Source organism: Shewanella gaetbuli, from assembly GCF_023284065.1.
Lineage (GTDB): Bacteria > Pseudomonadota > Gammaproteobacteria > Enterobacterales > Shewanellaceae > Shewanella > Shewanella gaetbuli.
On sequence record NZ_JAKIKP010000001.1, the window covers coordinates 157804 to 183898 of the forward strand.

The window sequence follows — 26095 nt, forward strand, 5'->3', positions numbered from 1 at the left end:
TTTGGGGTTAAAATACAATGTTGACCTCTTTAACCTCAGACTCGCAATTCTCTAAGGACATCAAAATGAAATTAAGTCGTATCAGTTTGGTTCTAGGGTTAACTGTTTCAGCAATGCATGCCCCGTTATTTGCTGATGATGCTGTACCTGTTAACACTGTTATACCGGGCAAAGAAAAAATTAAGCAAATTCATAATAATAAAACCCGTACAGATAATATGTACTTTGTACGCTTTAAAGATGAGCCTGTCGCCAGCTATCGTGGTGGTGTTGAAGGCTTAGCTGCAACACATATCCAGACAACGAACAATCAAAACAAAACTGGTTCTGGAGTATTAAATTTACAATCGAGTGCCAGTATTAACTACTCGCGCTACTTAGAACAAAAGCAACAATCGATTACGGCGTCACTGAGTCAAAAAGTGAATCGCACCTTAAAACCTAAGCATAATTATAAAGTGGTGCTGAATGCGGTTGCTGTTGAATTAACTGAATCTGAAGCAAAGCTTATTGCCAAAGACCCTAACGTAGCGGGTGTTGATGCCATTGGATTACACCAGTTGCACACTTCATCTGGCCCACAATTTATTGGTTCGAAAGACGTTTGGAGTGGCACCAGCGGCGGTGTAGCAACCAAAGGTGAAGGCGTTATTGTAGGTATTATTGATAGTGGTATTAATGCATTACATCCGTCGTTTGCTGAAGTGGGTGGCGATGGTTATAAACATATTAATCCATTAGGCGAAGGTAACTACCTTGGCGACTGTATTGACTTCCCAAAATATTGTAATAACAAGCTAATTGGTATTGTTAGTTACCCAGATATTGTCAATGCACGACCAAATGTGGTTGAAGATATTTATGATGATATCGACGATAAACTAAAAGTAGGTTATGACTTTAATGGCCACGGCAGCCATGTTGCGTCAACTGCAGCCGGTAATATTGTTAAAAATGTGCCTTTTTATATGGCCGTAGAGGATGACGAGGGCACGGTTTCAGGCCCAAGTAGTTTCTCATTTGACGATATCAGTGGTGTTGCCCCTCATGCCAATATCGTGTCTTACCAAGTATGTGATTATAACGGTTCTTGTTATCCAGAATTAACCGTGTTGGCCATTGAACATGCTATTGAAAAGGGCGTCAATGTACTTAACTATTCTGTTGGTGGTTCTGCGCGTGACCCTTGGGGCGCATCTGATGCCTTAGCCTTCTTGAATGCACGTACTGCCGGAATCCATGTGGCAACATCTGCAGGTAACGCAGGCCCAGAAGCTGAAACTATTGGCGCTCCAGGTAACTCACCGTGGATTACTACTGTTGCAGCATACAGCCATGACCGTGCATTCACTGATAAAACCCTTTCAGGTTTTAGTGGTGGTGAAACATTACCATCTGATTTAACAGGTAAAGGTGCAACCGCCGCTTATACCGGCAAAGTTGTTTTAGCGGCTGACTATGATGATGCTAAGTGTTTACAACCTTTTGCCGCGGATACTTTTAACGGTGAAATTGTGGTGTGTGAACGTGGTGATATTGCCCGTGTTCGTAAAGGATTAAATGTATTAGAAGGTGGCGCTGGCGGGTTAATTTTAATTAACACTGCAGCAGACGGCGTTGAAAGCTTAAATGCAGATACTCACTTATTACCCGCTATTCACTTGTCTACTGAAGACGGTGAAAAGGTGGTTGAATGGTTATCAGCAGGCAGCGACCACACCGCTACCATTGGTGCGTCAGATTTAACAACTGATCCTGAATTAGGCGATATAGCAGGGGTGTTCACCTCTCGTGGACCTAACTATCCATTCCCTAATATTTTTGCGCCAGATATTGCGGCTCCTGGTGTTGATATTTATGCAGCACACGCAGAAGAAAAGCCATTTGCAGAAGGTGCAGGTCATATTCCATATGTGACTTACTCTGGCACCTCAATGGCTAGTCCTCATGTGGCTGGGGCATTAGCACTTATTTCTTCAGTGCACCCAAGTTGGACTCCTGCGCAAGTGCAGTCAGCAGTTATGTCAACGGCTTATAAAACCACTTACAAGGATGATGATTTCTCAGGGAATAAACTGCGTTCAGATTTCTTTGACCAAGGTGCAGGCAGTATTCGTGTCAATGATGCGGTTAAAGCCGGTTTACTACTGGATATTACTGAAGAGGAATATTTAGCGGTTTCTCCCCAAGATGGTGGTGACCCAAGTAAGCTAAACACCACGTCAATGGTAATGCAGAACTGTATTTCAAACTGCACTTTCACTCGTGTTGTTACAGCAACTCAAGCTAGTAGCTGGACTGCTGACTATGAATACCTAAACCCTGGTTTCACGTTAGAGGTTTCTCCAAGCAGCTTTAGTTTAGCAGCGGGTCAATCACAAACCTTAACCATTACAGCTAGAGCTAACATCGACTTGGCAGACGAGTGGGTACACGGTTATGTGATGCTGAAAAATGCTGATAGCAATATGAGTGATACTCACCTGCAAGCAACCATTGGCTTTAAAGCCGGTGAAATGCCTGCAGAAGTTAATGCAAAACTAGACAACGTGGATAACACCTTAAAAATTGAAGGTATTGTTTCTTCAGGTTCAGATGCATTACAAGCAAAAGGCTTTGGTTTATATAAATCAGTATCTGCCCAAGGCACCGCAATTGGCTCATCTAATGATGCTGAGCGTAATTCGCCTTGGATGTATCACGATACGCTGTTCATCACTACAACAGTGGTTAAACCTTATACCAAGCGTTTAATTGTTGAAATTTCAGAATCAACCTCACCTGACATGGACTTGTTTGTGGGTATTGATGAAGATGGTGATGGTAAGCCTAGTGCTGTAGAGGTGCATTACTCACTCGTATGTATTAGTGGTAATGAAGACTCCAATGAGCGTTGTATTATCGAAACACCAACCTCTGGTAACTATTGGATATTTGCCCATAACTACCGCGGCACGGTGGAAGATGAAGCCGATGACGTTACCATTCGTACCACACATATTGCGTACACCTATGAAGAAAGCTTCACAACAGATGCTCCGTCAGCGGTTGCTCAAGATGAAGAGTTCGATGTGACGGTAACGGTAAATGGTTACCTTGACGACAAGGAACAGTTATTAGCACTAGAAGAAGGCGAAGTCTATTACGGTTTATTTGAGTTAGGTACTAAAGAAAACTTGAAGCGTAATATTGGTGGAACCTTGTTAAAAGTAGAGGGACTAGCGCCACAAGAGGTGATTCCTAATGAGCCTCCAGTTGTTGCTAACCCAATTGCTGATATCAATACTGAGCTAAATAGTGAAGGTAATGTCTCAGTAAGCGTTAATTTATCAGAAGTCTTCACTGACCCTGAAAATGATCCGCTAACGCTGACATTCACAGGAAACGATGAACTGACCTTAGCTGACAATGTATTAAGCGGTACGATTACTCAAGCAGGCACATCAACAATTGTTGTTAGCGCTACAGATGGTGAGTTTACCGTGACAACGCAATTTAACATTGTAGTGGCAGAGGCCCCAGTAGTCGTACCTCCGCCAGCTCCAGAGCCAGAAAAAGACAGTGGTGGCGGTAGCTTAGGGTTTGTTTGGTTAGCGGTGTTAGCGTTAGCTGGAATGCGTCGTCAAGTTAAGCTTGCGCAATAATTTAGTATAGCTAGATGCTAAATATGTGATTGCATAGACCCACATAATTATAATGATAGCTAGAGTCACACAGTGATTCTTTGGGGCAGACAAGGTAGTCTGCCCCTTTTTTATGCTGATGGTTCATGCTGAATACAGGTCTTAGTCGGCAAATCTCTGCTGGACTTATCACAGACTTTTTACCCATTTACTGTACAATACAAAAAGTTGAAACGGCTACAGTGGGAATAAAACGTGCTTACGAAAATTTTGGTCACGTTATTAGTGATTATCGGTGCTTCATTTTATCTAAAAAGAGGCCGCAAGCCTGAAAGTAAAACGGCTCAAATCATTAAAGAACAATCATCCACCCCCTTGTTTAATCGACTGATGATATCTAGCGTAATTGCTGTTTCATTGTTAGCTACAGCCTTGTATTGGGGCTGGACAATATATGATGAAAATCAAGTGGTCACAGTAGAAATCACCTCTCCAATAGATGCAATATCGGCGCAATATCAAGTGCGTAAAAAAGACATTAAAGCCACCAAAATCACCACGGTTGATGGGGTAGAAGTACGCTTGTCGAACCAAGAACGGATTACTATTTCTACACAATAGTGTGAGGGCGTTAACAAGCCAAAGCAGACCCTCGATAAAAGATCTCGAGGGTGACCAACCGTCATTCCGGTAATGCTTTTGAGCCGGAATCTTCTTTTAATGCTTCAATAAGCCAAAGCAGACCCTTGATAAAAGATCTCAAGGGTGACCAACCGTCATTCCGGTAACGCTTTTGTGCCGGAATCTGCCTTTTCTCGTAGGCTCAATTTTATTAGAGCTTATTGGGTATATTCTTAATGAATTTATTTATTGCTAAATTTTTGCTTTGCCTTTGCATAAGGGTCAAACTTTTCGCTTTTAGCTTGCGACGGGGCTGCTGGTTTTTTGGTGTTAGGTTTTTTGTGTCTGTTTTGAGCTTTATCAGATTGAACACCATCTTTAGTGCTGTCTTTATTCGTCTGAGCTCTGTTAGCAAATTTGGGGCCTAAATCAACCAGTTCTTTTTTGCGTCTTGGTGGGCGGTCATTGGTTTTTTCGCCTGCTTGAGTTTGTTGTTTACTACGTGGCTTTGAGGCTTGATTGTTGTTGCCTGAATTACCACGTGATTTACTGCGTGGATTAGCACGTGAATTGGGTTTACTAGGTGCATTAAATTGCGTGTCAGCCAGTGAAAAGCTGGCTTCAAACCCTGACAATGTATTGCGAGTAATTTTACGTTGAATGAGCTTTTCAATTTCACGTAATAATTTACTTTCTTCTTCACTCACCAAAGATACCGCTTGGCCAGTTGCCCCAGCACGGCCTGTTCGGCCTATGCGGTGAACGTAATCTTCGGGTACTTGGGGTAAGTCAAAGTTAACTACAAATGGCAATTGATCAATATCAATACCACGTGCGGCAATATCGGTAGCCACCATCACTTGTGATTTGCCTTGTTTAAAGCTTGCAAGGGCATTGGTTCTGGCTGTTTGGCTTTTATTACCGTGAATGGCAACCGCTGAAATACCGGCAGCATCTAAATTTTTGGCTAAGCGGTTAGCGCCATGTTTTGTGCGTGAAAAAACCAATACTTGGTGCCAGTTATTACGCTTGATTAATTCAATTAAACCAGCCGATTTTCGTGTTTTATCAATGGTATAAATACTTTGGTCAACACTATTGGCGGTACTGTTTCTTGGGGTTACCGAAATTTCTACTGGGTTATTAACTAACCCTTTTGCTAGCTCACGGATTTCAGTAGAAAACGTGGCTGAAAACATCAGGTTTTGACGCTTTTCAGGTAGCAGTGCAAGAATTTTTTTGATGTCTCTAATAAAGCCCATGTCTAACATGCGATCGGCTTCATCCAGTACTAATATTTCTAAAGCATCAAAACTAATGGCGCGTTGCTGGTAAAGGTCTAATAAACGGCCTGGGGTGGCCACTAAAATATCAATACCGGTTTTAAGTGCAGCTAATTGAGGTTGAATAGATACTCCGCCAAATACTACCGCAGATTTAAGCGGTAATTGGCTACCGTATGTGGCAACACTGTCTTGTACCTGTGCCGCAAGCTCTCGTGTTGGGGTCAGTACCAAGGCTCTAACTTGGCTGCGTTTTGCAGGTTTTCCATGAGTTAACAATTCAAGTATAGGTAAGGTAAATCCTGCCGTTTTGCCTGTACCCGTTTGGGCGGCTGCCATGACATCTTTTTGCTGTAACACGGCTGGAATTGCTTGGGCTTGAATCGGTGAAGGGGTGTCATAACCTTGTTTGGCAACTGCTTTTAAAATTGCAGCACTTAGTCCTAGGTTTTCAAAACTCATAGATAAGATCTCAATTAACAACCTGAGTTGCTAAATATAAATAGGTGGCCAATTAATGGCGGGCGTGCAGCTTACCTGAAAAGGCGATTAAGTGCTATCTAAATGGATTAGATGTAATTAGTGAAAAAGTGTTCATGTTCAGTGCTAATATGATAAATATTGCATACAATAAATTACTTGTTGCAGTATAAAGGCATAATTTTTCACTGGATCTTTCAAGTTAACTTGGGCTGTTTGTGATAAAGCAAACAACCGAATACAAGGCAGTTTATGACATCAAAATTTGCTGCACTATCCCATATTGAAAAGATCGCACTGCAGCTGCGTGATCCCGCCCATGCATTAATTAAAAACATCTTGCAGATGTCTGACATTTCTACTCAATCCTTACAACAAGCTATGTTGCAACTTACCCACCATGGCAGGGTCGCTTTGCATTTTCACCCTGACAGACTGGACAGTAGAGGCATATCCGTTATTAACGGGCTTATAAAAGATGGCGTGTATAAAAGCCAGTTTGAAACCCATATTTCTAATGGACAGTTGTCTCCTGAGTTGGGAGGGCCACGTGACCATTGGGAAAATCAATTGTTTGGTCAGTGTTATTCAGGGGTCAAGTTACGTCCTAAATATGGTGCATTAGATTTAGGGCTGTGCCCATTGGGGCCAGCGCCTCGTTTTGGAAGCTGCTATTTTTTAACGTTTCCCAATGTGTTATCACGTTGTACTTTTAGCTACTTAGATTCATACCGGCTGCCAAAAGACAAAGGCACTATTCAATGTTTTGATGGCATATTAGCGGCTTTATTAAGTGAAAGTTTTGAACGCCAGTATGCGTTGGGTGTTCAAGGGCTAAAACCTAGCCGCCTCGTGTCATATTTATTGTCAGATTTACCGCAGTCACTTAGCGCGCGTTTTTCGCGCTCACCAAGTCATAATTTAGATCATTATATTGAGGCGCAAATTCATGGCGAGGTCTCTTTAGATGATGATATTGAAATGCTGGTGGCTGATCCGAGCTTTAAATCAAGTGTTATTGGTGAACAAATCGAGCAGTTATGCCAACAATACCAGGTTCAGTTAGTTTGGCATAATGGATTACATTTAGATTGTAACGCGGTTCCTAGCGATTTTAGAGGACCACAAATGCCTATTTTAGCGCGAGCTATTGCGCAAAATAATCAATTAAATGCCGCCATTATTGGTCATGCGGCGACCACTTTGGTGCAACAACCTGTTAGTTGGAGCGAACGGTCATCACAAGCTAAACGATTACAAGATTTAAAACTGCTATGGCATGTTTTGGTGAAATACGGTGAGCCCGTATAACTATATAGGCTTGAGTTTTGAATGGCTTTTGACGGCGGATCTACTTTAGCTACTGGTAAAGTGTGCGGTAGTTAACATTATTTTGTGAATAACTGTAATAGGAAGCGAACTGCTGCGATACTGCCGCCATATTTTTATATCTGATGTTATTTGTAGTTCACGCCTGCATTAATCTGTTTGGAGCTTCATGGATAAGTCGTTAGAAAAGTCATTAACAAAATGGCTTAAAAGTCAGCAATCTTCCTGCGGATATTTCCTTAAACTAGCCACCCTTTTGGGAGTGCTTAATGGTATTGCGATTGTGGGGCAAGCGTATTGTATTGCCAATATTCTGCATGGTGTGATTATGGTGCAACAAACGCCTGCACAACTGATGGAATTTTTTATCGGTTTAGCCGTCATGTTAGCCGCAAGATCTGTTATTGCTTATTGGCGTGAGCGTTTTAGTTTTGAAGCAGGCCGACGTTTACGGGAAGATATTCGCGCTGCAGTGATGAATAAGCTGGTGAAATTAGGCCCAGCTTTTATTAAGGGTAAACCTGCGGGAGCATGGGCAAGCATTGTGCTTGAACAAGTTGAAGACCTACACGACTTTTACAGTAAATATTTACCACAAATGATTTTGGCCGGGTTTATTCCCTTACTGATTTTAGTGGTGGTGTTTCCACTAAATTGGGCGGCGGGCTTAGTGTTATTAGCAACGGCTCCACTTATCCCGTTATTTATGATTTTGGTGGGTATGGGCGCTGCTGACGCTAACCGTAAAAACTTCACTGCGTTAAGTCGTTTAAGTGGCCATTTTATGGATCGCATACAAGGGCTGAGTACGTTAAAACTGTTTAATCGTGCTGAAGCGGAAATTAAACAAATTCATCAAGCTTCAGAAGATTTTAGAAGCCGAACCATGTCGGTGCTGCGCTTGGCGTTTTTAAGCTCTGCCGTATTAGAGTTTTTTGCCGCATTATCCATTGCTGTATTAGCGGTTTATTTTGGTTTTAGTTACCTTCATCACCTCGATTTTGGCCACTACGGACTCGGAATTAGTTTATTTACCGGCATGTTCGTGTTGATTCTTGCACCAGAGTTTTATCAACCTTTAAGAGATTTAGGCACCCATTATCACGCTAAAGCACAAGCTATTGGTGCGGCGGAGTCATTGGTTGAGTTACTGGAATATCCTGAACCTGATAACGATGCTGCTCAAAATTCAACTAAAAACAGTGCTATAGACTTATCTGCCGTTAGCATTAAAGCCATTGATTTTACAGTTATGACCAGAAGCGGAACCTGTTTATTAGGGCCGATTTCGTTTGATATCAAAGCTGGGCAACATGTCGCTATTGTGGGCACTAGCGGTGCCGGTAAAACCAGTTTAATTCAAGCCTTGCTGGGGTTTTTACCCTTTAAAGGTGAGCTGTTAATTAATGGCCAAGCGTTTGAGTCGATAGACATTGCCTATTGGCGGCAGCACTTAGCTTGGTTGGGGCAAGACCCACAACTATTTCATGGCACCTTTGCTGAAAATGTGGCGTTAGGTAACCCACAAATGAGTGAACAGCAGATGATGGATTTATTGCAACAAGCACAAATTGCTGACTTTGTTAGCCAACATCCCCAAGGGTTAAATGGCATGATTAGTGATCAATCTGCGGGAATTTCAGTGGGGCAAGCTCAACGTATTGCGTTAGCCAGAGCATTAGGTCAGCAAGCCAGTATTTATATTCTTGATGAGCCCACTGCCAGTTTAGATGAACAAAGCGCCAATGCGGTGATGCAGTCTTTATCTCAGGCCGCAATGGGGAAAACAGCCATTATGGTGACCCATAAAACGGATGAGTTAACCCATGCCGACAATATATTAGTTATCGACAAAGGCCAATTAATTGAGCAAGGTCGTTACGCTGAATTAGTCAGTGCCAATGGGCATTTTTGTCAGCTATTACAGAAGGAGGTTCGCTAATGAAAGTGCTACTGCCTTTTTTAAAGCTGTTTAAACGCCAATGGTTAATGATGATGCTGGGCTTGCTGCTTAGTTTTACCACGCTATTGGCTGGTATTGGTTTGTTGTCATTGTCAGGATGGTTTTTGTCGGCCACCGCCATTGCTGGCATAACCTTAGTTACTGCCCAAGCATTTAACTTTTTTACGCCTGCTGGTGGGGTGAGGTTTTTCTCTATCGCCCGTACTGCAAGCCGATACGGTGAAAGGCTTACAACCCATGAAGCAACCTTTAAGCTACTCACAGAGTTACGTGTGTGGGTGTGGAAAAAGCTGCTTCCTTTAAATGCTGCCAACTTAGCAGGCTTGCGCAAAGGCGATTTATTGAATCGTTTAGTGGCCGATATTGATACCCTAGATCACCTGTATTTACGGTTAATTATTCCAATCAGTGCCAGTGTACTCACTATTTTAGCGCTTTATGTGTTTATAAGCTTTTTTGACCCGGCTTTAGCATTGATGTTATGCGGATTTTTACTAGTGATGTTGATTGTTTTCCCAACTATTTTCTATCGCTTAGGTAAACAACCAGGTGAAAATTTAGTTCAAACAAAGCAAGCATTTAGAGTGCAGCTTTTAGATGTGATTCAGGGGCAAGCGGAGTTAAGTTTGTTTGCCGCTAATCAGCGTTATCTCGGCAAGTTATATCAGCAACAACAAGTGTTTTTTAATAGCCAAATTAACATGGCTAAAATTACCGGTTTAAGCCAAGCCTTGCTAGTGTTAACTAACGGTATTATTGTCTTGCTTATGTTGTATTTTGCCGCCACAGCGGTGGGGTCGGCTAATCCCCCAGGGGCATTATTTGCTATGGTGGTATTTGCAACTATGGCCTGTTTAGAAATGATGATGCCTATTGCAGGGGCGTTCCAGCACTTATCTAGCACCGTATTAGCGGCCAAACGTGTCAGTGCTATTACCAATCAAACTCCTGCAATTGCATTTGATGCAAATAAAACTACTAAGGCTAAAAGTGGGGCATTAACACTTAACCAAGTGCATTTTGGCTATCATGAAAATCAGCCTATTCTTAAAGGGGTTAACCTGAATATAGCTGCAGGACAAAAAGTGGCTATTTTGGGTAAAACCGGCTGTGGTAAGTCGAGTTTGCTGAGCTTAATTACCCGTGAATGGCAAGCTCAGTCAGGCACAATTCAGCTTGATTCAGTAGATATTAAACATTATAACGAGGCCAGTTTACGTTCAGCTATTTCTGTAGTCAGTCAAAGAGTGCATTTATTTAATGGCACCCTAAGAGACAATTTACGGATTGCACTGCCTTATGTTGAGGGTGAAAAAGTGACCGCTCATGATGAGCGGATAATGTCAGTGTTACAACAGGTGGGGCTTGGGCATTTGCTTGAAGGCGACAAACCGTTAAGGCTGTGGATGGGTGAAGGCGGACGCCAATTATCTGGTGGTGAGCAACGCCGAATTGGCGTGGCACGTGCGTTACTTCGTGATTCACCGCTACTCCTTTTGGATGAGCCGACAGAAGGGTTAGATAAACAAACCGAGCGTGAAATTTTAGCGACGTTATTTGATTTCTCACAGGATAAAACCTTGCTGATGATCAGCCACCGCACCACGTTATTAACTGAAATGGATGCTATTTATCATATGGTTAATGGTCAACTTGTGGAAAGTCGTTCTGAAGGGTAATAGCCAATAATGTAAATGTAATCAAATGCTAAGCCGGAAAGTTTATCTTTATTGGAATTAGTTTTAGCTAAATTAGCCTTTGCATTCAATGTTTTATTGTGTTGTAAAAGTGCATTTTTAGCTGTGTTTTGGTGAGCATACTCACGTTGTTGGTGCTTTTTTTCGTTTTATTCTTACAGAATACCTCATTAGTGTGATCTTTGTCGGTATATTCTCGTTAACAAAGATTTAAAATTACCTATCGTTTTTCTAGTATGGTGATGCTAATGGCAAGTGTTGCAAAGCAAGTTATAACCATCAAGCGTGGTTTGGATATCCCAATTATGGGAGAGCCCGTCCAGCAAATTTTTGATGGCCAAAAAGCAACGCAAGTTGCTTTACTCGGTGAAGAATATGTAGGCCTAAAACCTACAATGTTAGTGGAAGAAGGTGATCATGTCGTCAAAGGGCAAGCGCTGTTTGAAGACAAGAAAACCCCTGGCGTTCAGTTTACTGCGCCTGCAAGTGGCGTTGTTGCTGCGGTAAAACGCGGTGAAAAGCGTGTCTTACAAGCGGTCATTATTGATTGTGATGAGCAGCAACAGTCTAAAACGTTTGCAAAGTATGAAGACTTATCTTCACTTACTCGGCAGCAAGTTATCGACAATTTAGTTGATAGCGGTTTATGGACAGCACTAAGAACTCGACCATTTTCACGCGTGCCTCAATTGGATGCGATTCCAGCGGGTATTTTTGTTACTGCAATTGACACTAATCCTTTAGCAGCAGACCCTCGCCTTGTGATTGCTGAACAAATGCCAGCATTTGAAGCGGGTTTGCAGGTGCTTAGTCAGTTAACCGAAGGGCAAGTTTATCTTTGCCAAGATGACCAAGACAGCTTATTAAGTGCTGATGCAGCCAAAAAACTTTCGCGCGTTTCGGTGCATCAGTTTAATGGTGTTCACCCCTGTGGTTTAGTGGGAACCCATATTCATTTCTTACTTCCAGCAAGTCTTGAAAGACCTGTCTGGCATTTAGGCTATCAAGACGTTATTGCTTACGGAAAACTATTCCTTAATGGTGAGCTATATACCGACAGAGTAGTGGCATTTTCGGGCCCCAATGTGCTTGAACCTAAGCTTATTCGCACTCAAATGGGGGCTAAATTGAGCCCAATTGTTGAGGGTAATATTAAAGATATTCACTCTCGAGTAGTGTCAGGCAGTGTGTTGAATGGCCATACCGCGTCTGAGGTTTATGACTATTTAGGCCGTTTTCATAATCAAATTTGTGTGTTGTCAGAAGACAGTCAGCACAAGTTATTACCTTGGGTGAGAAAGGATAAAACCAAATTCAGCTTAACCGGCATTATGATGTCTGGTTTCAGCCGTACCAAAAAGTTGTTTGATTTTACTACCCATGCGGGAGGCTCTCAGCGAGCCATGATGGCTTTTGGTCAATTAGCCAGAGTGATGCCGTTGGATATTCTACCGACGTTACTTATTCGTGACTTAGTGGTTAGAGATACCGATGAAGCTCAATTATTGGGTGCACTTGAACTGGACGAAGAAGATTTGGCGTTATGTACCTTTGTTTGCCCCGGAAAGTATGATTTTGGTAAAGAGTTACGTGCTTGCCTAGATATTATCGAGAGGGAAGGTTAATGAGTAAGCCTATTAAAAAACCAACGGCCCAAGATAAGTATTATCAACATGGTGACTCCATGCGTAAATATTTACGCTCATTATGGATTGCCCATGGTCGTAGTACAAAAGGTCAAGTTCACGTACGTGACGCTATTGACGTAAAACGTACCATGCATATTGTGGGGATGTGCTTATTACCTGCATTATTTTTTGGTATGTATAACTTGGGTTTACAAGCCCAGTTAGCCATTGTTGACGGCGCAACCGCTGCTGATACCTGGCAAACCGCGTTATTCAATTTACTATTTCCAAGCTTAACGGCCGATTCTGGCTTTATTAGCCTGCTGGCTTATGGTGCTTGTTTTTATGTGCCATTTTATTTGACGGCTTTGATTGTCAATTTGGCTTGGGAAGTGATTTTCTCGCGCATGCGAGGCCAAGAATTACATGAAGGCTTTTTCATTACAGCCCTACTGTTTTCGCTTATTTTACCTATCTCAACACCGTTATGGATTTTAGCCCTAGGGTTAACATTCGGGGTGATTGTTGCCAAAGAAATGTTTGGTGGCATGGGGTATAACTTCTTAAACCCAGCTTTGGCGGGTTACGCCTTTATCTACTTTGCTTACCCAACCGAAGTGGCGGCTATTGGTCAGTTTGTTGCGGTAGACGGTTATTCCGGCGCAACCACCTTAGGGTTAGCGGCAACCAATAAATTGTCTTTTGCAGATGTTAGCTGGATAGGCGCATTAAGTGACCCATTATGGTGGGATGCGTTTTGGGGCTTTACTGTTGGCTCTGTAGGGGAAACTAGTACCTTTGCCATTTTACTCGGTGGTGGGATATTGCTAATGACCCGTGTGGCAGACTGGCGCGTGGTTGCTGGTGTGTTTGCCGGTATGGTGGTTACAGCCATTATCTTCAATTATTTTGGCCCTGCTAAAAATGCAATGGCAACCATGCCGTGGACTTGGCATTTAGTGACCGGTGGTTTTGCACTGGGGATGATGTTTATGGCAACTGACCCCGTAACCGCATCTTATACCCGCAAAGCTAAGTTTGCTTACGGTGCGTTAATTGGCTTTATGACCATTTTGATTCGAGTCCTTAATGTCAAATTGCCAGAAGGCATCATGCTAGCTATTTTGTTTGCCAATTTATGGGCGCCGTTGTTCGACTACATGGTAGCGCGAGCCAACATCAAGCGGAGACTAAAACGCCATGGCCTTTAAAAAAGATTCAGTGATGGGAACCATGGTTTTCATCATTATTTTAAGTCTTGTATGTTCTTTTATGATTACCGGCACAGCGGAAATTTTAAAAGAAAGAAAGTTGGTTAAAAAGCGCGATGAAGTACAACAGTTTGTATTGAAAGCCGCGTCGATTGACTATGACACAAGCAACTTTAGAGAAATATTCTCAAATCGTGTGACCCCAAGATTGGTGAATCTTGAGTCTGGTGAGTTTGTTGAGCAAGAGAATATTCTCGACTTCGACGAGCGCATGGCAGCGATTAACCCAGAAACATCAAGCAAGCCTAAAAAAGACATCGCTAAGATTAAAACCCGTGCGGATAATATACGCATGTTTGAGGTTAGGGATGAAAACGGCCAATTGTCTAGCCTAGTGATGCCGGTTTACGGTAAAGGGTTATGGTCGATGATTTATGGTTATTTAGCCGTAGAGCCTGACTTAAACACCATTAATAATATTGTGTTTTATGAGCATGGTGAAACCCCAGGTATTGCTGATTTTGTGACTGAACCAGAGTGGAATGCATTGTGGAAAGGTAAGCAGCTATTTGACGACAAAGGCAACGTAGCCATTAAAGTGGTTAAAGGCGGCGCCAAAGCGGGTGATATTCATGGTGTTGATGGCGTATCAGGTGCAACCCGTACCGGTTTAGGCATTCAAAAAGCTGTGGTGTTTTGGTTTGGTGCAGAAGGATATCAAACCTTCTTAACCCATTATGCTAAAGCGGAGGTGAAGTAAATGAGTAATCCTACTTCAACAAAAGCGATTTTAAGCACGCCCATTTTTGCCAATAACCCTGTAGCAATGCAGGTGCTGGGTGTGTGTTCAGCGTTAGCGGTAAGTAACTCAATGCAAACCGCATTGGTTATGACCCTAGCGGTGACCTTTGTATTGGTGTTTTCTAACCTGATTATTTCAACCATACGCCACTTTATTCCAAACAGTGTGCGGATTATTGCTCAAATGACGGTGATTGCCTCTTTGGTGATTATTGTTGATATGGTGCTGCAAGATGTGGCTTATGAGTTATCTAAGCAGCTGTCGGTATTTGTGAGCTTAATTATCACCAACTGTATCATCATGGGACGCGCTGAAGCCTTTGCTATGAAATATCCACCGCATTTAGCATTAGTTGATGCCGTGGGGAACTCACTAGGTTACGGCGTGATTCTACTAGGGGTGGCCTTTGTTCGTGAATTATTCGGGCGAGGCAGTTTATTTGGCCATGAAATATTCACCACAGTTGCAAATGGTGGTTGGTACTTACCAAATGAAATGTTCACTTTACCACCCAGTGCGTTCTTTTTAATTGGCGTGATGATTTGGGCCATTAATGTGATTCAGCGTAAGCGAGGATAAACATGGAACACTATATCAACTTATTTATCCAAGCCGCGTTTATCGACAATATGGCGCTGTCGTTCTTCTTGGGCATGTGTACCTTTTTGGCGGTGTCTAAAAAGGTGTCGACAGCCTTTGGCTTAGGGATTGCGGTTATTGTTGTAATGATGATTGCCGTGCCGATTAATCAGCTTATTTATGTCAATGTACTGGCGCCTGGCGCGCTAGCATGGGCTGGTATGGCTGATTTAAATATTAGTTATTTACAGCTGATTACCTTTATTGGTGTGATTGCTGCACTCGTGCAAATTTTGGAAATGTTTTTAGAGCGCTACATTCCAACATTACATCAAACATTGGGGATCTTCTTGCCACTTCTAACCGTGAACTGCGCTATTTTTGCAGGGGTTATTTTTATGGCAAACCGAGATTATTCGTTAGTAGAGTCAACCGTATTTGCCGCAGGTAGTGCAGTGGGGTGGGCAATGGCCATTGTGTTATTGGCCGGACTACGTGAACGAATGAAATTTAATGCGATTCCAGAAGGCCTACAAGGCATTGGAATTACCTTTATTACGACTGGCTTGATGGCATTAGGTTTTATGTCTTTTGCTGGTATCACCTTGTAAGGAGCTTTCATAACATGATGAAAACCTTACCACAAAGTGACAGATTAATAAGAAGGTGCATTTAATGGAAATGGCAATTGGCATAGGCATGTTTACCATAGTGGTAAGCTTGTTAGTAATGGTGATTTTATTCGCCAAAAGTAAGTTAGTGAACACCGGCGATGTGACCATTAGTATTAATGATGATGACTCATTAGCCGTGACAACTCCTGCAGGAGATAAGCTTTTAGGCGCATTAGCCAGTAAGAATATCTTCATTCCATCAGCCTGTGGTGGTGGTGGAACCTGTGGTCAGTGTCGAGTAAAAGTAAACTCAGGTGGTGGCGACATTTTAGCAACCGAGCTTGAGCATATTAGTAAGAAAGAAGCGAAAGAAGGCTGCCGGTTAGCCTGTCAGGTTGCGGTTCGTACTGATATGGATTTAGAAGTTGAAGAAGAAATCTTTGGTGTGAAAAAGTGGCAATGTGAGGTTATTTCTAATAATAACCAAGCAACCTTCATTAAAGAACTGCTGCTTAAAATTCCGGATGGTGAAGAAGTTCTCTTTAAAGCCGGTGGTTATATTCAAATTGAAGCACCAGCCCATGAAGTTAAATATGCTGATTTTGATATTCCGGCAGAGTATCGAGATGACTGGGAAAAATATGGCTTATTTGACTTAGTTTCTAAAGTGGATGAAGACGTGTTACGTGCATACTCAATGGCAAACTACCCTGATGAAAAGGGTAAGATTATGCTGAATGTGCGTATTGCAACGCCACCAGAGCAAGGGTTGCCACCAGGTAAAATGTCATCTTATATCTTTAATTTGAAAGCCGGTGACAAGGTGACAATTTCAGGGCCATTTGGTGAGTTTTTTGTCAAAGATACTGACGCTGAAATGGTCTTTGTGGGTGGTGGTGCAGGTATGGCACCAATGCGTTCGCACATTTTTAATCAGCTTAAAAGTGTTAAAACTAAGCGTAAAATGACCTTCTGGTATGGTGCACGTTCAACTCGCGAAATATTCTACAAAGAAGATTTTGATACCTTAGCGGCTGAAAATGAAAACTTTGAATGGCATGTGGCATTGTCAGATCCATTACCGGAAGATAATTGGACTGGCTACACTGGGTTTATCCATAATGTATTGTATGAGAACTATCTTAAAAACCACAAAGCGCCTGAAGATTGTGAGTTTTATATGTGTGGCCCTCCAATCATGAACTCTTCAGTGATTGGTATGCTTGAAAGTTTAGGCGTCGAGTCTGAAAACATCTTGTTAGATGACTTTGGTGACTAATTTCAATTATTAAAAACTTAAAAGGGAAAGCCTAAGCTTTCCCTTTTTTTATATCGATTATCAGATAATTATATTAGTTGATGTAAGTCCTTGTTTTCAAAAATAGCCACGCCTTGCTGAGCTTTTTGAGCTTGGTAACACATGGTTTGAGCTAGTTTATCGGCCTGAATGGGTTTGAATTTTTGTAGTGGGCCAATAAAAAATAGCCCGGTAAACATAAATAACCATTGGCCTAGAGTTTCCAGAGGGCGACTGTCTTGGCGTTTGCCCAGTAATAAACTGGGGCGAAAAATTTGTAATTGCGGGATAGCAAGTGCTGTTAATGCTTGCTCCATTTGCCCTTTAACCCGATTATAAAAAATGCTTGAGTTTGAATTGGCATCTAATGCACTGATCACTTGTAATAATAAATTTGGGTTTTGCTGTGCTGTTAATAATTTAGCAAAGGCGACAACGGCCAGTTGATCAACTTCTATAAAAGCTTGCTGGCTACCGGCTTGCTTTATAGTGGTACCTAAACAGCAAAAACCATGGTCGATTGTTTCAGGTAGTACTAGCTCATGAATTTCATCTAGTTGGCAGGTGATAAGTTGTAATTTTTCTATGCCGTAATGATGAGCAGCAATCTGAGGTGGATTACGACCTATCGCATACACTTTTTTGTACTGATCATTATCTAACAAATACTCGAGTAAGTGTGTCCCTACCAAGCCTGTTGCACCGGTTATTGCTGCAATCATTGTTTATCCCTCGTTAAGTCGCTCATTAGTCACTTTAGCAGTAACTGGGTGAGTTGCAATCACCGATTAAAAATTACGATTTATACGTAAATTAACTTAGATTATAGTCAACTAACCAAGTCTTTAATTTGTAGTAAAACTGTTTAGAATTATTTTATTCACGTTTACTGAGGAATCATTATGTCTGAGTCTCATATACCGTTAAGCGATTTTATTGAATACCCACAAGATGAAATGTTGCAACGGGCACAAGATAATTATCAGCAGGTAAAGCGACGACATTCAATTCGACACTTTTCGGATCGTCCAGTGCCGCAGCAAATTATCGAACAGTGCATTCAGGCTGCGGGCACAGCACCTAATGGCGCTAATCATCAACCTTGGCATTTTGTGGCTATTAGTAGCCCTGAAATAAAAGCACAAATTAGGCAGCAAGCAGAAGCATTGGAGCAAGCTTTTTATGCTGGCCGTGCTGGAGAAGAGTGGTTATCAGCTTTAAAACCCTTAGGGACTGATGCTAACAAGCCTTACTTAGAGCATGCGCCTTGGTTAATTGCGGTGTTTAGTCAAAAACATCAAGTTGAAGATGGTGAGCAGAAAAATAATTACTATGTTCATGAATCTGTGGGGATTGCTACCGGCTTTTTGATTCAAGCTCTTCACCACTCTGGGTTGGCTACATTAACTCATACACCAAAACCGATGAGTTTTTTGTCTAAAATATGTGGTCGTGATAATGACAATGAGCGCCCGTATATGCTGATTATTGCAGGGTACCCTAGTGAAGGCGCGACAGTGCCTACTCATGCATTGGACAAAAAACCTTTAGACCAAATTTGTGATTTTATTTAAGCCGTTTTATTCATATAGCGTTTTAGTACCGCCAGTAAATCATCAAGGCTTGAGACAATCAGGTCAGCGGTATGCTGGTAAGACGTTTCAGTGCCGTGATTAATAAAACACGCAATCATATTGGCATTGTTGGCGGCTTGAATATCGTATAAATAATCGCCTACATACATAATGTGTTTATTTGGAATTTGCCATTGTTGTGCAATGGCATTTAAGGCATCTGGTGCTGGCTTTGGCGGGTAGCACTCACGGGTTAATACCGTAGTGATTGGAATGCTATTTTGGCTTAGCTTGGTGTCGCTGGCGAATTGACTATTGCGGGTAACAATAGCTGTGGGCAGCTTTTTTCTTTGAAGAAAATTGAGCAACTCGTGCATTCCCGGCAAACTTTTAGCCGACTCCGCGTCATCATTTTCATGCTGTAGAATGATATCATTAGCCTGTTGTTGTTTATGCTGGCAATCCAAATCCGCGACATAATCCAATAAATCAATATCATCAGGGCAGCCTATTTGTTGTCGAATCATTCGAAAATCGAGCGATGATTCAACTAAAGTGCCGTCAAGATCAAAGATAATGCCTTGAATCATGTTATTCATTCCTTTGGAGGGTTATGCAAACTCTATTGAGTATAGTGAAATATTAAAATTTCCCTGCTGTTTGTTAGCGATTAACCAGCCTACTTTTTCAACATCACTAAATTGTAGTTCAGGCCCTGTGTTGATGTCACGTCCACGAAAGCTGAGTTGAAAGTCGCTGGCAATAAATATGTGCTCGGTTACTTGCCCTGCCAAGGTACTAAATTCAGCCACATAAGCTTCACCATATTTAAGTTGGGCGGTTTTTAATCTGAGTTGATAACGTTTGCCATCACCGTTAACTTTAATGATGCATTGATTAACCACTTTTGTTGGTGATGGAATATCACATTGAACCGATGCAAAGCCGCCATTATTCTCTAATGACACTACGCCTGAGAAGATAACATGATCTTTTTTATGATCAATGCGACTGGATGAGAACCCGCCCATTACCGTGTCATTGTTAATCACAAAGTGGCTGGATTGAGTTAAATTCATCTGCTGGTTCCTTATTTTAGCGATTACTAGCACTTTGGATAAAAAAAGCGACTTACCAGCGGATGATAAGTCGCAAAGGTGGCTAAGGTGATGAAATAGCCGTTCTAGCGGATAAACCTGAGCTGTGTAACTAAAACTACATTACGGTGAAGTCATCTAACAGGATCACACCAAATGGTGCCCCGCCTCCCATGTTGTCAACCGCTGCCACACCATAAACGCCAGAAGCATCTAAAGTCACTTCTAATGGACCAATAGCCACTGTTTTCGTGTTAGCAACCGTTACACTTATGGTGTAAGTACCTGGTGCTACACTGATGCTGCCAGATGATGCTTTAAATGGAACATCTTCAAGTGCTGGAGTTGCTTCACTAATATCAGCAGAAGCGGTGAGGTAAATATCAACTTCAGGAGCTGAATAAGCTGCGTGAGTGACAGTGAGTTTGGCTTCAGTGGCAACACGACGAGTGTTTTCCATCAGTACCAATGGCTCAATCATGTTTTCGGTTAATGAACCTACTGCTAATGCGCTATAGCTCATACCAATCATTAACTCTACTGGTGCTTTGTCAATGACGACTACGCTGTTGTCAGCGTCAGCTGCCACAGTAACAGTATGGTCACCTTCGGGAACATTAACATAACCTGCAATTTTGCCAAATTCCAACATATCAACGGCAGGTGAGGTAGCGTCATCTAAGAACACATCTACTGCTGGAGCGTCTGCTACAGCATGAACGACACGAAGATCACTACCGCTGTTGACATCATTGACGATGACTTGTCCTTCAGGCAGTGCAATATGTAACGCCACTGGCGACATTCCTGACCAAGTATTTGGGATTGCACTAATGAAGTAATCTTGCATGTCTTCTAAAGTGACAGAGCCTGAATCGTAGACCACATCTTTCATACCTGCAGCGGTAATGCGAATTTGATAATCTCCGACGGCTAATTCAAGCTGTGGACTTGCATCCATATAGTTTGCCGATAAAGTGGGTGATATTGAGCTAATGTCAGCATCAGGCGCAGTAACATAAACATCGACTAAACCAACCGAGGGAGTTGCATGTAATACTTGGACTCTGGCATAGCCGCTGGCAATATCTGCTTGGGCGTTTTCGACCAGTTTAAGCATTAAATTTTCATCGGCGACACTACCCAGTGCGACAGCGGTGTATTCCATCATATCCGCAGCCATTAACTCTGCTTCTAATACGGTTGTGGTAGAACCATCAGGGAGTATTGCATCTACATCAATATCATAAGTGGCTGATGATACTTCTAATAAACCACTCGACATCGCGTAATCAACACCGTTTAACAACTCAGCACCATTAGCCATAACATTAACTGCTGGAGCATCGCTGCCAAAATGAATCACCCGCACATGTGATGTTTCGGCTTCAACGACAGGCGTGTCTTCTATAACAGTGTTGTCGTCATCGTCTGAACAGGCTGTTAAACCAAGTAATGATACGCTTAATAAAATAGGATACATCCGTTTCATTTGAGTTATTCCTCATTGAGTAATGTGACGGATTTCTATACGGCGAGATTTTTTTTATAGTTCAAAAAAAAAGTCACTTTGTTGCAAAAAAGTAGTGATTAAACATTATGGCTTTGTTTTTAATAGATTTAATTTTTAAAAATGTGTAGTTGAGAGTTTGGCCAATAAGACCTATGATGCAGTTATTATGAAACTTTGTAGCTGAAAATTTTGATATCAACTCCACTGAACAGCCAAAAAGAGTACCGTGTAGCCACAATAAACTTGTTTAATTTTATGGCACCACCCAATGCCTTTTATGACTTTGAAAACATTTATACGGCTAAACAATGGCAAAAAAAGTGTGCTTGGATAACGGCATTTTTAACCGATAATCAGCCTGATATTGTGGGCTTTCAAGAAGTGTTCAGCCCTGATGAATTAACAGCACTAACTCAGGCAGCAGGATATCCTTATTTTGCGGTGTTAGACCATCCCGAAGTGGAAGACGACTTTATTTATCGCCACCCAGTTGTGGCCTTAGCCTCTAAATATCCCATTACCGATATCGCAAATGTACAAGCCGATGCTCAAGTCTGTGATGCATTAGGGTTAAGCCAATTTGATTTTAGTCGCCAGCCTCTTAGAGTGACGGTTAATTTACCTCAATTTGGCTTATGTGACTGTTATGTTATTCATTTAAAGTCTAAGCGCAGTGGTTTTACAGTTGATGACTTAACTGATACAGGAACTACTGGGGCTGCAGATTTTGTGTCTAGGCAAGTTTTAGGGCGTTGGGCGTCGAGTTTACAAAGGGGGAATGAAGCCAGTTTGCTTTGCCATCAGATGCTGCAAAGGCGTTTTAAAAGCGGCAATCCATTTCTACTGATGGGCGACTTTAATGACCAACTTCACAGTGACTTACTGGCAGCATTTCATCAAAGTTTAAGGGTTTATCGTAGCGATATTACCGATCAAAATTTGGCGATGTTAAACGAGAAAGCATTACTTGCTCAGCTTAATCAATGTTTAATTTTTGATAGTTATGAGCTGTATAAAGCCACTAAAAAATCTAACCATACTTTAGCGGCTGATGAATTTGATTCGGTTTGTGATAGCGAAATAATGCCGCCAACAGTAAGACCAGCCACCCATTATTATGGTAGCGAAGGGTCGGTGTTAGATTACATTTTAGTGTCGAGTGAGTTTGACCCTAAACAGTTGGCAAACTTAGCCCATATTGAGCAGTATCAAACCTTTGACCGACATTTAGTTCGCCCTGATTATGAACGAGATAGTGATAGTACTGATCACGCTCCTGTTATGATGACCTTTAAGGTGAGGTAGCCGAATATCAGGCTACCTAGGGCATTATTAATTTTTTAACCTTCAACCTTGGCTTTTATCTTCAGGCAGCGGTACTCATGTTGTCTTGTTTCTAACAGTGCTCGGCGGGTGAGTTTTGATAGCCCTGTTTGTCTGTTTAATACTTCATCAAGTAAGTCAATATTGTCTTGGCTACAGGCTTGCGGCAGAAGCGCCTTGGTATAGGCTCGCATAAATACAGGGCCTTTATTATCCAGCTCACTCAAGCGGCTCAAACGTTGTTCTGCAGTTGCTAAATTCAGTAAGGTTTGCTCTGAAGGGTAGAGGTTATTCATTGCAACACGCAGTTTAGAAAACGGTATTGATTGATCAAACTCAATCGTATTTAACCATTGGCGTTTAAGCTGTGCCTGTGGGCGAATCACTTCTGCTGCAATTGCTGATTTTTCACCAGCATCTGAACTGTCACCTAATTTCTCATCTTGTAATAACTCATAGGCATTTGCATAGTCATGTCTATTAAGCTGCTTGATAATATTCCAGCGTAAATCTTGATCTAGGGTGAGCCCTTTAATGGTACTTTTACCGATTAATAATTGCTGTAAGTGGAATAGAGCATCAGCTTGAGAGGAAAAACTGACATACGCATCAAACCAACGGCGTTGAAAATCACTATTTTGATGTTGCTCCATAGCCATTCGTAAGCTCATTTGGCTGAGTGCTCGGCTGACTTTTTCGCTGTATTCTTTGTGGTTGGGTTGCATTAAATTAAGTACTTTTTGAGCGCGGTGAAGGTTGCCTATTACTTGCCCTAAAATGGTGTAATCTTGTTCTAAAGGCGCGTTAATTAATGCAACATTAATAAAGTCATTAATAGGGGCTTTGCCTTGTACCACACTGTCCCAAATACTTTGCCATAACATTGAACGTAATAATGGGTCATGTACTTTGTTTAATGCTTGTTTTGCAGTATCCATTGAGCGTTGATCCAGGTCGACTTTTACAAAGCCCCAATCATCTAGGTTGGGGTAAACTAAGTCAGGGCAGTTAGCGCCCACTAACTCGCTAACTTCTGTTTTAGCGCCTTTATAGGTGACAATAGCTGACTTTTGTTTTTCGACACTATATGGGCGTTGATAAAATAAGCCGACTTTCACTTTTTGCTCACGAAGGGTGGGGTAATCTTCATTGACCGCATGTTGAATGATAGCAAACTCGGTAATGCGGTCGTTGTCACATTGGTACTGAGCTTGGATACTATTGACCCCGGCTTGATATAACCATTCTTGAGTCCACTGTTTAAGATCTCGCTGGCTGGTTTGGGCTAAGCTATTGATAAAGTCTTCAAGTTGAGCATTTTGATAACGATATTGGGTAAGGTAATTTTTCACCCCTTGTCGAAAGGTTTCTGCGCCTAGCAAGTGTTGTAATTGGCGTAATGTCGATGCGCCTTTTTGATAGGTAATAGCGTCAATATTATCAAATGCATTTTGGGTGGTAGCCACTGGGACTTCAATGGGGTGAGTGGTGACTAACGAGTCAAGTTCATAGGCTCGTTGTTTGCCTGAGGCATAAAAAGTACGCCAAGCATGAGTAAATTCAGTGGCTTTAGCGGTGGCTTCTGTGCCCATAAAGGCGGCAAAACTTTCGTTTAACCATAAGCCATTCCACCACTTCATGGTCACAAGGTTACCAAACCATTGGTGAGCCATTTCATGCATAATGACGCCAGCTAGGCGCTCTTTTTGCGATGCGGTCATAGCGGCATCGAATAAAAATCTGTCTTCAGAGTAGGTAATGGCTGCGGCATTTTCCATCGCGCCGTACAGAAAGTCCGGCACTAATACTTGGTCATATTTGGCGAACGGATATGGCACCCCAAAATAGCGCTCAAAGAAAACTAAACCTTGCTTAGTGTAGGTAAACCAATCCTCTGGTGTGACTTGCTGACTCACCGATTGGCGTGAAAAAAGTCGCATTGGGTAAGGGCCGCTGTTGTCTTCCCAAACATGGTATGGCCCGGCATGCAGTGAAAAATTATAGGGACTTAACTTTGGTGATTGTGGAAATACCCATAAGTTTTCGTCACCCATCGGCGTGATTTGGCTTTCGCGCATGGCGCTGATCACCTGCCAGTCTTTGGGGGCATATACATTGAGTTGATAAGTGGCTTTGATATCGGGTTGGTCAAATACGGCAAACATTTGCTGCGCCGCTGCAGGCTCAAAATGAGAATAAAGATAAACTTGGCCGTCTACTGGGTCGACAAATCGATGAAGCCCTTCGCCATTGGTGCTGTGCTGACGGGAAAACTCAACTTCAATGGTATTTCGGCCAGAGTTAAGTAAGGCAGGGTTAATGGTGATATAACTGCCGTTGTAGTTAGGGTAAATTTTACTGCCATTAATCAGCATTGAGTGGATATTGGCTTGATTTAAGTCGAGGGTGAAGTGGTCGGTTTTGCCTGTAAGATCAAAATTTACCACTGACTTGGCTCGAAATAGACTTTGCTGAGATAAGTAAAAGCTTAATTGGTAATCAACATTAGTGATCACGCTTGCACGTGCATTCGCTTGGTATTGGCTAATATAGGGTGAGTTATCTCGTTGAGTCGCTTGAGATGATGGAGTACTTGAGCACCCAGAAATGCTCCCTGACACTAAACATAGACCGGCTAATGAGACTAATAAGCTTTGCAACAACTTCACAGCAGTTTTCCCTAACAATATTAAATAATACCAATCGTTAATAAATAACTGCTTATCGAAAAATCTGCCTTGTTCTCAAGCATTTTTCCTACGCTATTTTTACTCACTTATTTATCGTGATGGGTATAGTAGTACAATACAAAAAGCCGACAAGAATGTCGGCTTAACGTTAATGGCAATTAAGTTACAGACCTAAAAACGATTTTGACTTACTTTTGCGAATCTCTTTTTCTTCAGACCACTCAAGTAATCCTGTTTCTAAATCCATTAAGCGCATGGTCATTTTATAGTAAACATCTTTAGTACTGCCATCTTGCTTCACAATACTAGATAAGTTGCCATACAGCATGTACTGAGCGCCAACTTGACGGCCAAACTTAATTGCGGTCGATGGGTCTACCATACCTGCATTGTTTTGATAATCTAGCTGTTTACGAACGGCATCAACTCTTGTCATATCAATAAAACGGAATTTACCTGAGCGCAAAAGTTTATTACTAATGGTGTCAGTAATTGATTCTGTATCGATATGTTCTGAAGTTTTATTTTTAATTTTATCGACAAAAATAATCGGGCGATCGTTTTGAGTCATGGCCACAACAGGAGGGAAAGTTAGCATGCTATCAACCATTTTAGCAGAAATAGCCTGTAAGTCGGTTGAACCAAAGTTCTCATTAACGGTTTCAACCTCAGTCGCATCGCCATATTCGACTTTGGATTGACATGCTGATAGCCCCAGTACGGCCGTTAGAATAAATATTAGTTTCATTGGTTTCATAATCAATTCCATTA

At 41.9% G+C, this 26095-nt stretch carries 20 protein-coding genes; 13 read left to right on the top strand and 7 right to left on the bottom strand.

Going from position 1 to position 26095, the window contains the following annotated elements; all coding sequences use genetic code 11:
* Positions 1-65: 65 nt before the first annotated feature.
* Both L2672_RS17265 and L2672_RS00690 read left to right on the top strand, forming a co-directional pair.
* The gene (locus L2672_RS17265) at positions 66-3644 is read left to right on the top strand and encodes a S8 family serine peptidase (protein WP_275974898.1); all 3579 of its coding nucleotides are present in this window, start codon (positions 66-68) and stop codon (positions 3642-3644) included.
* 234 nt (positions 3645-3878) lie between these two features.
* Positions 3879-4244, top strand: a complete 366-nt coding sequence (locus tag L2672_RS00690; RefSeq protein ID WP_248993907.1) for a hypothetical protein — start codon at positions 3879-3881, stop codon at positions 4242-4244.
* A gap of 242 nt (positions 4245-4486) precedes the next feature.
* On the opposite strand, the gene L2672_RS00695 is transcribed toward L2672_RS00690, so the two are convergent.
* A complete protein-coding gene (locus L2672_RS00695; protein WP_248993908.1) occupies positions 4487-5989 on the bottom strand; it encodes a DEAD/DEAH box helicase in 1503 nt (500 codons plus the stop codon).
* A 270-nt stretch (positions 5990-6259) separates the two neighbouring features.
* On the opposite strand from L2672_RS00695, the gene L2672_RS00700 reads away from it, so the two are divergent.
* The 9 genes from L2672_RS00700 to nqrF all read left to right on the top strand — a co-directional run bounded on the left by L2672_RS00700 (position 6260) and on the right by nqrF (position 17109).
* A complete protein-coding gene (locus L2672_RS00700) occupies positions 6260-7318 on the top strand; it encodes a DUF3626 domain-containing protein (protein WP_248993909.1) in 1059 nt (352 codons plus the stop codon).
* Positions 7319-7505: 187 nt separating this feature from the next.
* The gene (gene cydD / locus L2672_RS00705; RefSeq protein ID WP_248993910.1) at positions 7506-9278 is read left to right on the top strand and encodes a heme ABC transporter permease/ATP-binding protein CydD; all 1773 of its coding nucleotides are present in this window, start codon (positions 7506-7508) and stop codon (positions 9276-9278) included.
* Positions 9278-10978 carry a heme ABC transporter ATP-binding protein/permease CydC gene (cydC, locus tag L2672_RS00710; RefSeq protein WP_248993911.1) on the top strand — a complete coding sequence of 567 codons (1701 nt, stop codon included), beginning with the start codon at positions 9278-9280 and terminating at the stop codon, positions 10976-10978. The genes cydD and cydC overlap by 1 nt, the downstream gene beginning before the upstream one ends.
* Positions 10979-11244: 266 nt before the next feature.
* Positions 11245-12621 (top strand): Na(+)-translocating NADH-quinone reductase subunit A, encoded by a 1377-nt coding sequence (locus tag L2672_RS00715; protein WP_248993912.1) that lies wholly within the window; start codon positions 11245-11247, stop codon positions 12619-12621.
* On the top strand, positions 12621-13835 hold the full coding sequence (locus L2672_RS00720) for an NADH:ubiquinone reductase (Na(+)-transporting) subunit B (RefSeq protein WP_248993913.1): 1215 nt from the start codon (positions 12621-12623) through the stop codon (positions 13833-13835). Before L2672_RS00715 ends, L2672_RS00720 begins: the two co-directional genes overlap by 1 nt.
* Entirely contained in the window at positions 13825-14595 is a 771-nt protein-coding gene (locus tag L2672_RS00725) for a Na(+)-translocating NADH-quinone reductase subunit C (RefSeq protein ID WP_248993914.1), read from the top strand. Before L2672_RS00720 ends, L2672_RS00725 begins: the two co-directional genes overlap by 11 nt.
* A complete protein-coding gene (locus L2672_RS00730; RefSeq protein ID WP_248993915.1) occupies positions 14596-15216 on the top strand; it encodes an NADH:ubiquinone reductase (Na(+)-transporting) subunit D in 621 nt (206 codons plus the stop codon).
* A 2-nt stretch (positions 15217-15218) separates the two neighbouring features.
* On the top strand, positions 15219-15827 hold the full coding sequence (gene nqrE / locus L2672_RS00735; protein WP_248993916.1) for an NADH:ubiquinone reductase (Na(+)-transporting) subunit E: 609 nt from the start codon (positions 15219-15221) through the stop codon (positions 15825-15827).
* Between the two features lie 64 nt (positions 15828-15891).
* Entirely contained in the window at positions 15892-17109 is a 1218-nt protein-coding gene (nqrF, locus tag L2672_RS00740) for an NADH:ubiquinone reductase (Na(+)-transporting) subunit F (protein ID WP_248993917.1), read from the top strand.
* A gap of 68 nt (positions 17110-17177) precedes the next feature.
* On the opposite strand, the gene L2672_RS00745 is transcribed toward nqrF, so the two are convergent.
* Positions 17178-17849, bottom strand: a complete 672-nt coding sequence (locus tag L2672_RS00745) for an NAD-dependent epimerase/dehydratase family protein (protein WP_248993918.1) — start codon at positions 17847-17849, stop codon at positions 17178-17180.
* A gap of 180 nt (positions 17850-18029) precedes the next feature.
* Between L2672_RS00745 and L2672_RS00750 the strand changes: the two genes are divergently transcribed.
* A complete protein-coding gene (locus tag L2672_RS00750) occupies positions 18030-18701 on the top strand; it encodes a nitroreductase family protein (RefSeq protein WP_248993919.1) in 672 nt (223 codons plus the stop codon).
* Here the strand turns inward: L2672_RS00750 and L2672_RS00755 are convergent.
* The 3 genes from L2672_RS00755 to L2672_RS00765 form a co-directional block, all read right to left on the bottom strand.
* Positions 18698-19291, bottom strand: a complete 594-nt coding sequence (locus L2672_RS00755; protein ID WP_248993920.1) for an HAD family hydrolase — start codon at positions 19289-19291, stop codon at positions 18698-18700. The two genes, L2672_RS00750 and L2672_RS00755, sit on opposite strands and share 4 nt — an antisense overlap.
* Before the next feature lie 21 nt (positions 19292-19312).
* The gene (locus L2672_RS00760; protein ID WP_248993921.1) at positions 19313-19780 is read right to left on the bottom strand and encodes a CIA30 family protein; all 468 of its coding nucleotides are present in this window, start codon (positions 19778-19780) and stop codon (positions 19313-19315) included.
* A gap of 136 nt (positions 19781-19916) precedes the next feature.
* On the bottom strand, positions 19917-21290 hold the full coding sequence (locus tag L2672_RS00765) for a DUF4397 domain-containing protein (RefSeq protein WP_248993922.1): 1374 nt from the start codon (positions 21288-21290) through the stop codon (positions 19917-19919).
* Between the two features lie 210 nt (positions 21291-21500).
* Here L2672_RS00765 and L2672_RS00770 point away from each other — a divergent pair, with 210 nt between their 5' ends.
* Positions 21501-22616: an endonuclease/exonuclease/phosphatase family protein gene (locus L2672_RS00770; RefSeq protein WP_248993923.1), complete on the top strand. Its 1116-nt coding sequence runs from the start codon at positions 21501-21503 to the stop codon at positions 22614-22616.
* Positions 22617-22651: 35 nt separating this feature from the next.
* Here the strand turns inward: L2672_RS00770 and pepN are convergent, their stop codons facing one another.
* A complete protein-coding gene (gene pepN / locus L2672_RS00775) occupies positions 22652-25303 on the bottom strand; it encodes an aminopeptidase N (RefSeq protein WP_420833111.1) in 2652 nt (883 codons plus the stop codon).
* 184 nt (positions 25304-25487) lie between these two features.
* Positions 25488-26081, bottom strand: coding sequence for a penicillin-binding protein activator LpoB (gene lpoB / locus L2672_RS00780; RefSeq protein ID WP_248993924.1), 594 nt, complete (start codon positions 26079-26081; stop codon positions 25488-25490).
* Positions 26082-26095: the final 14 nt, after the last annotated feature.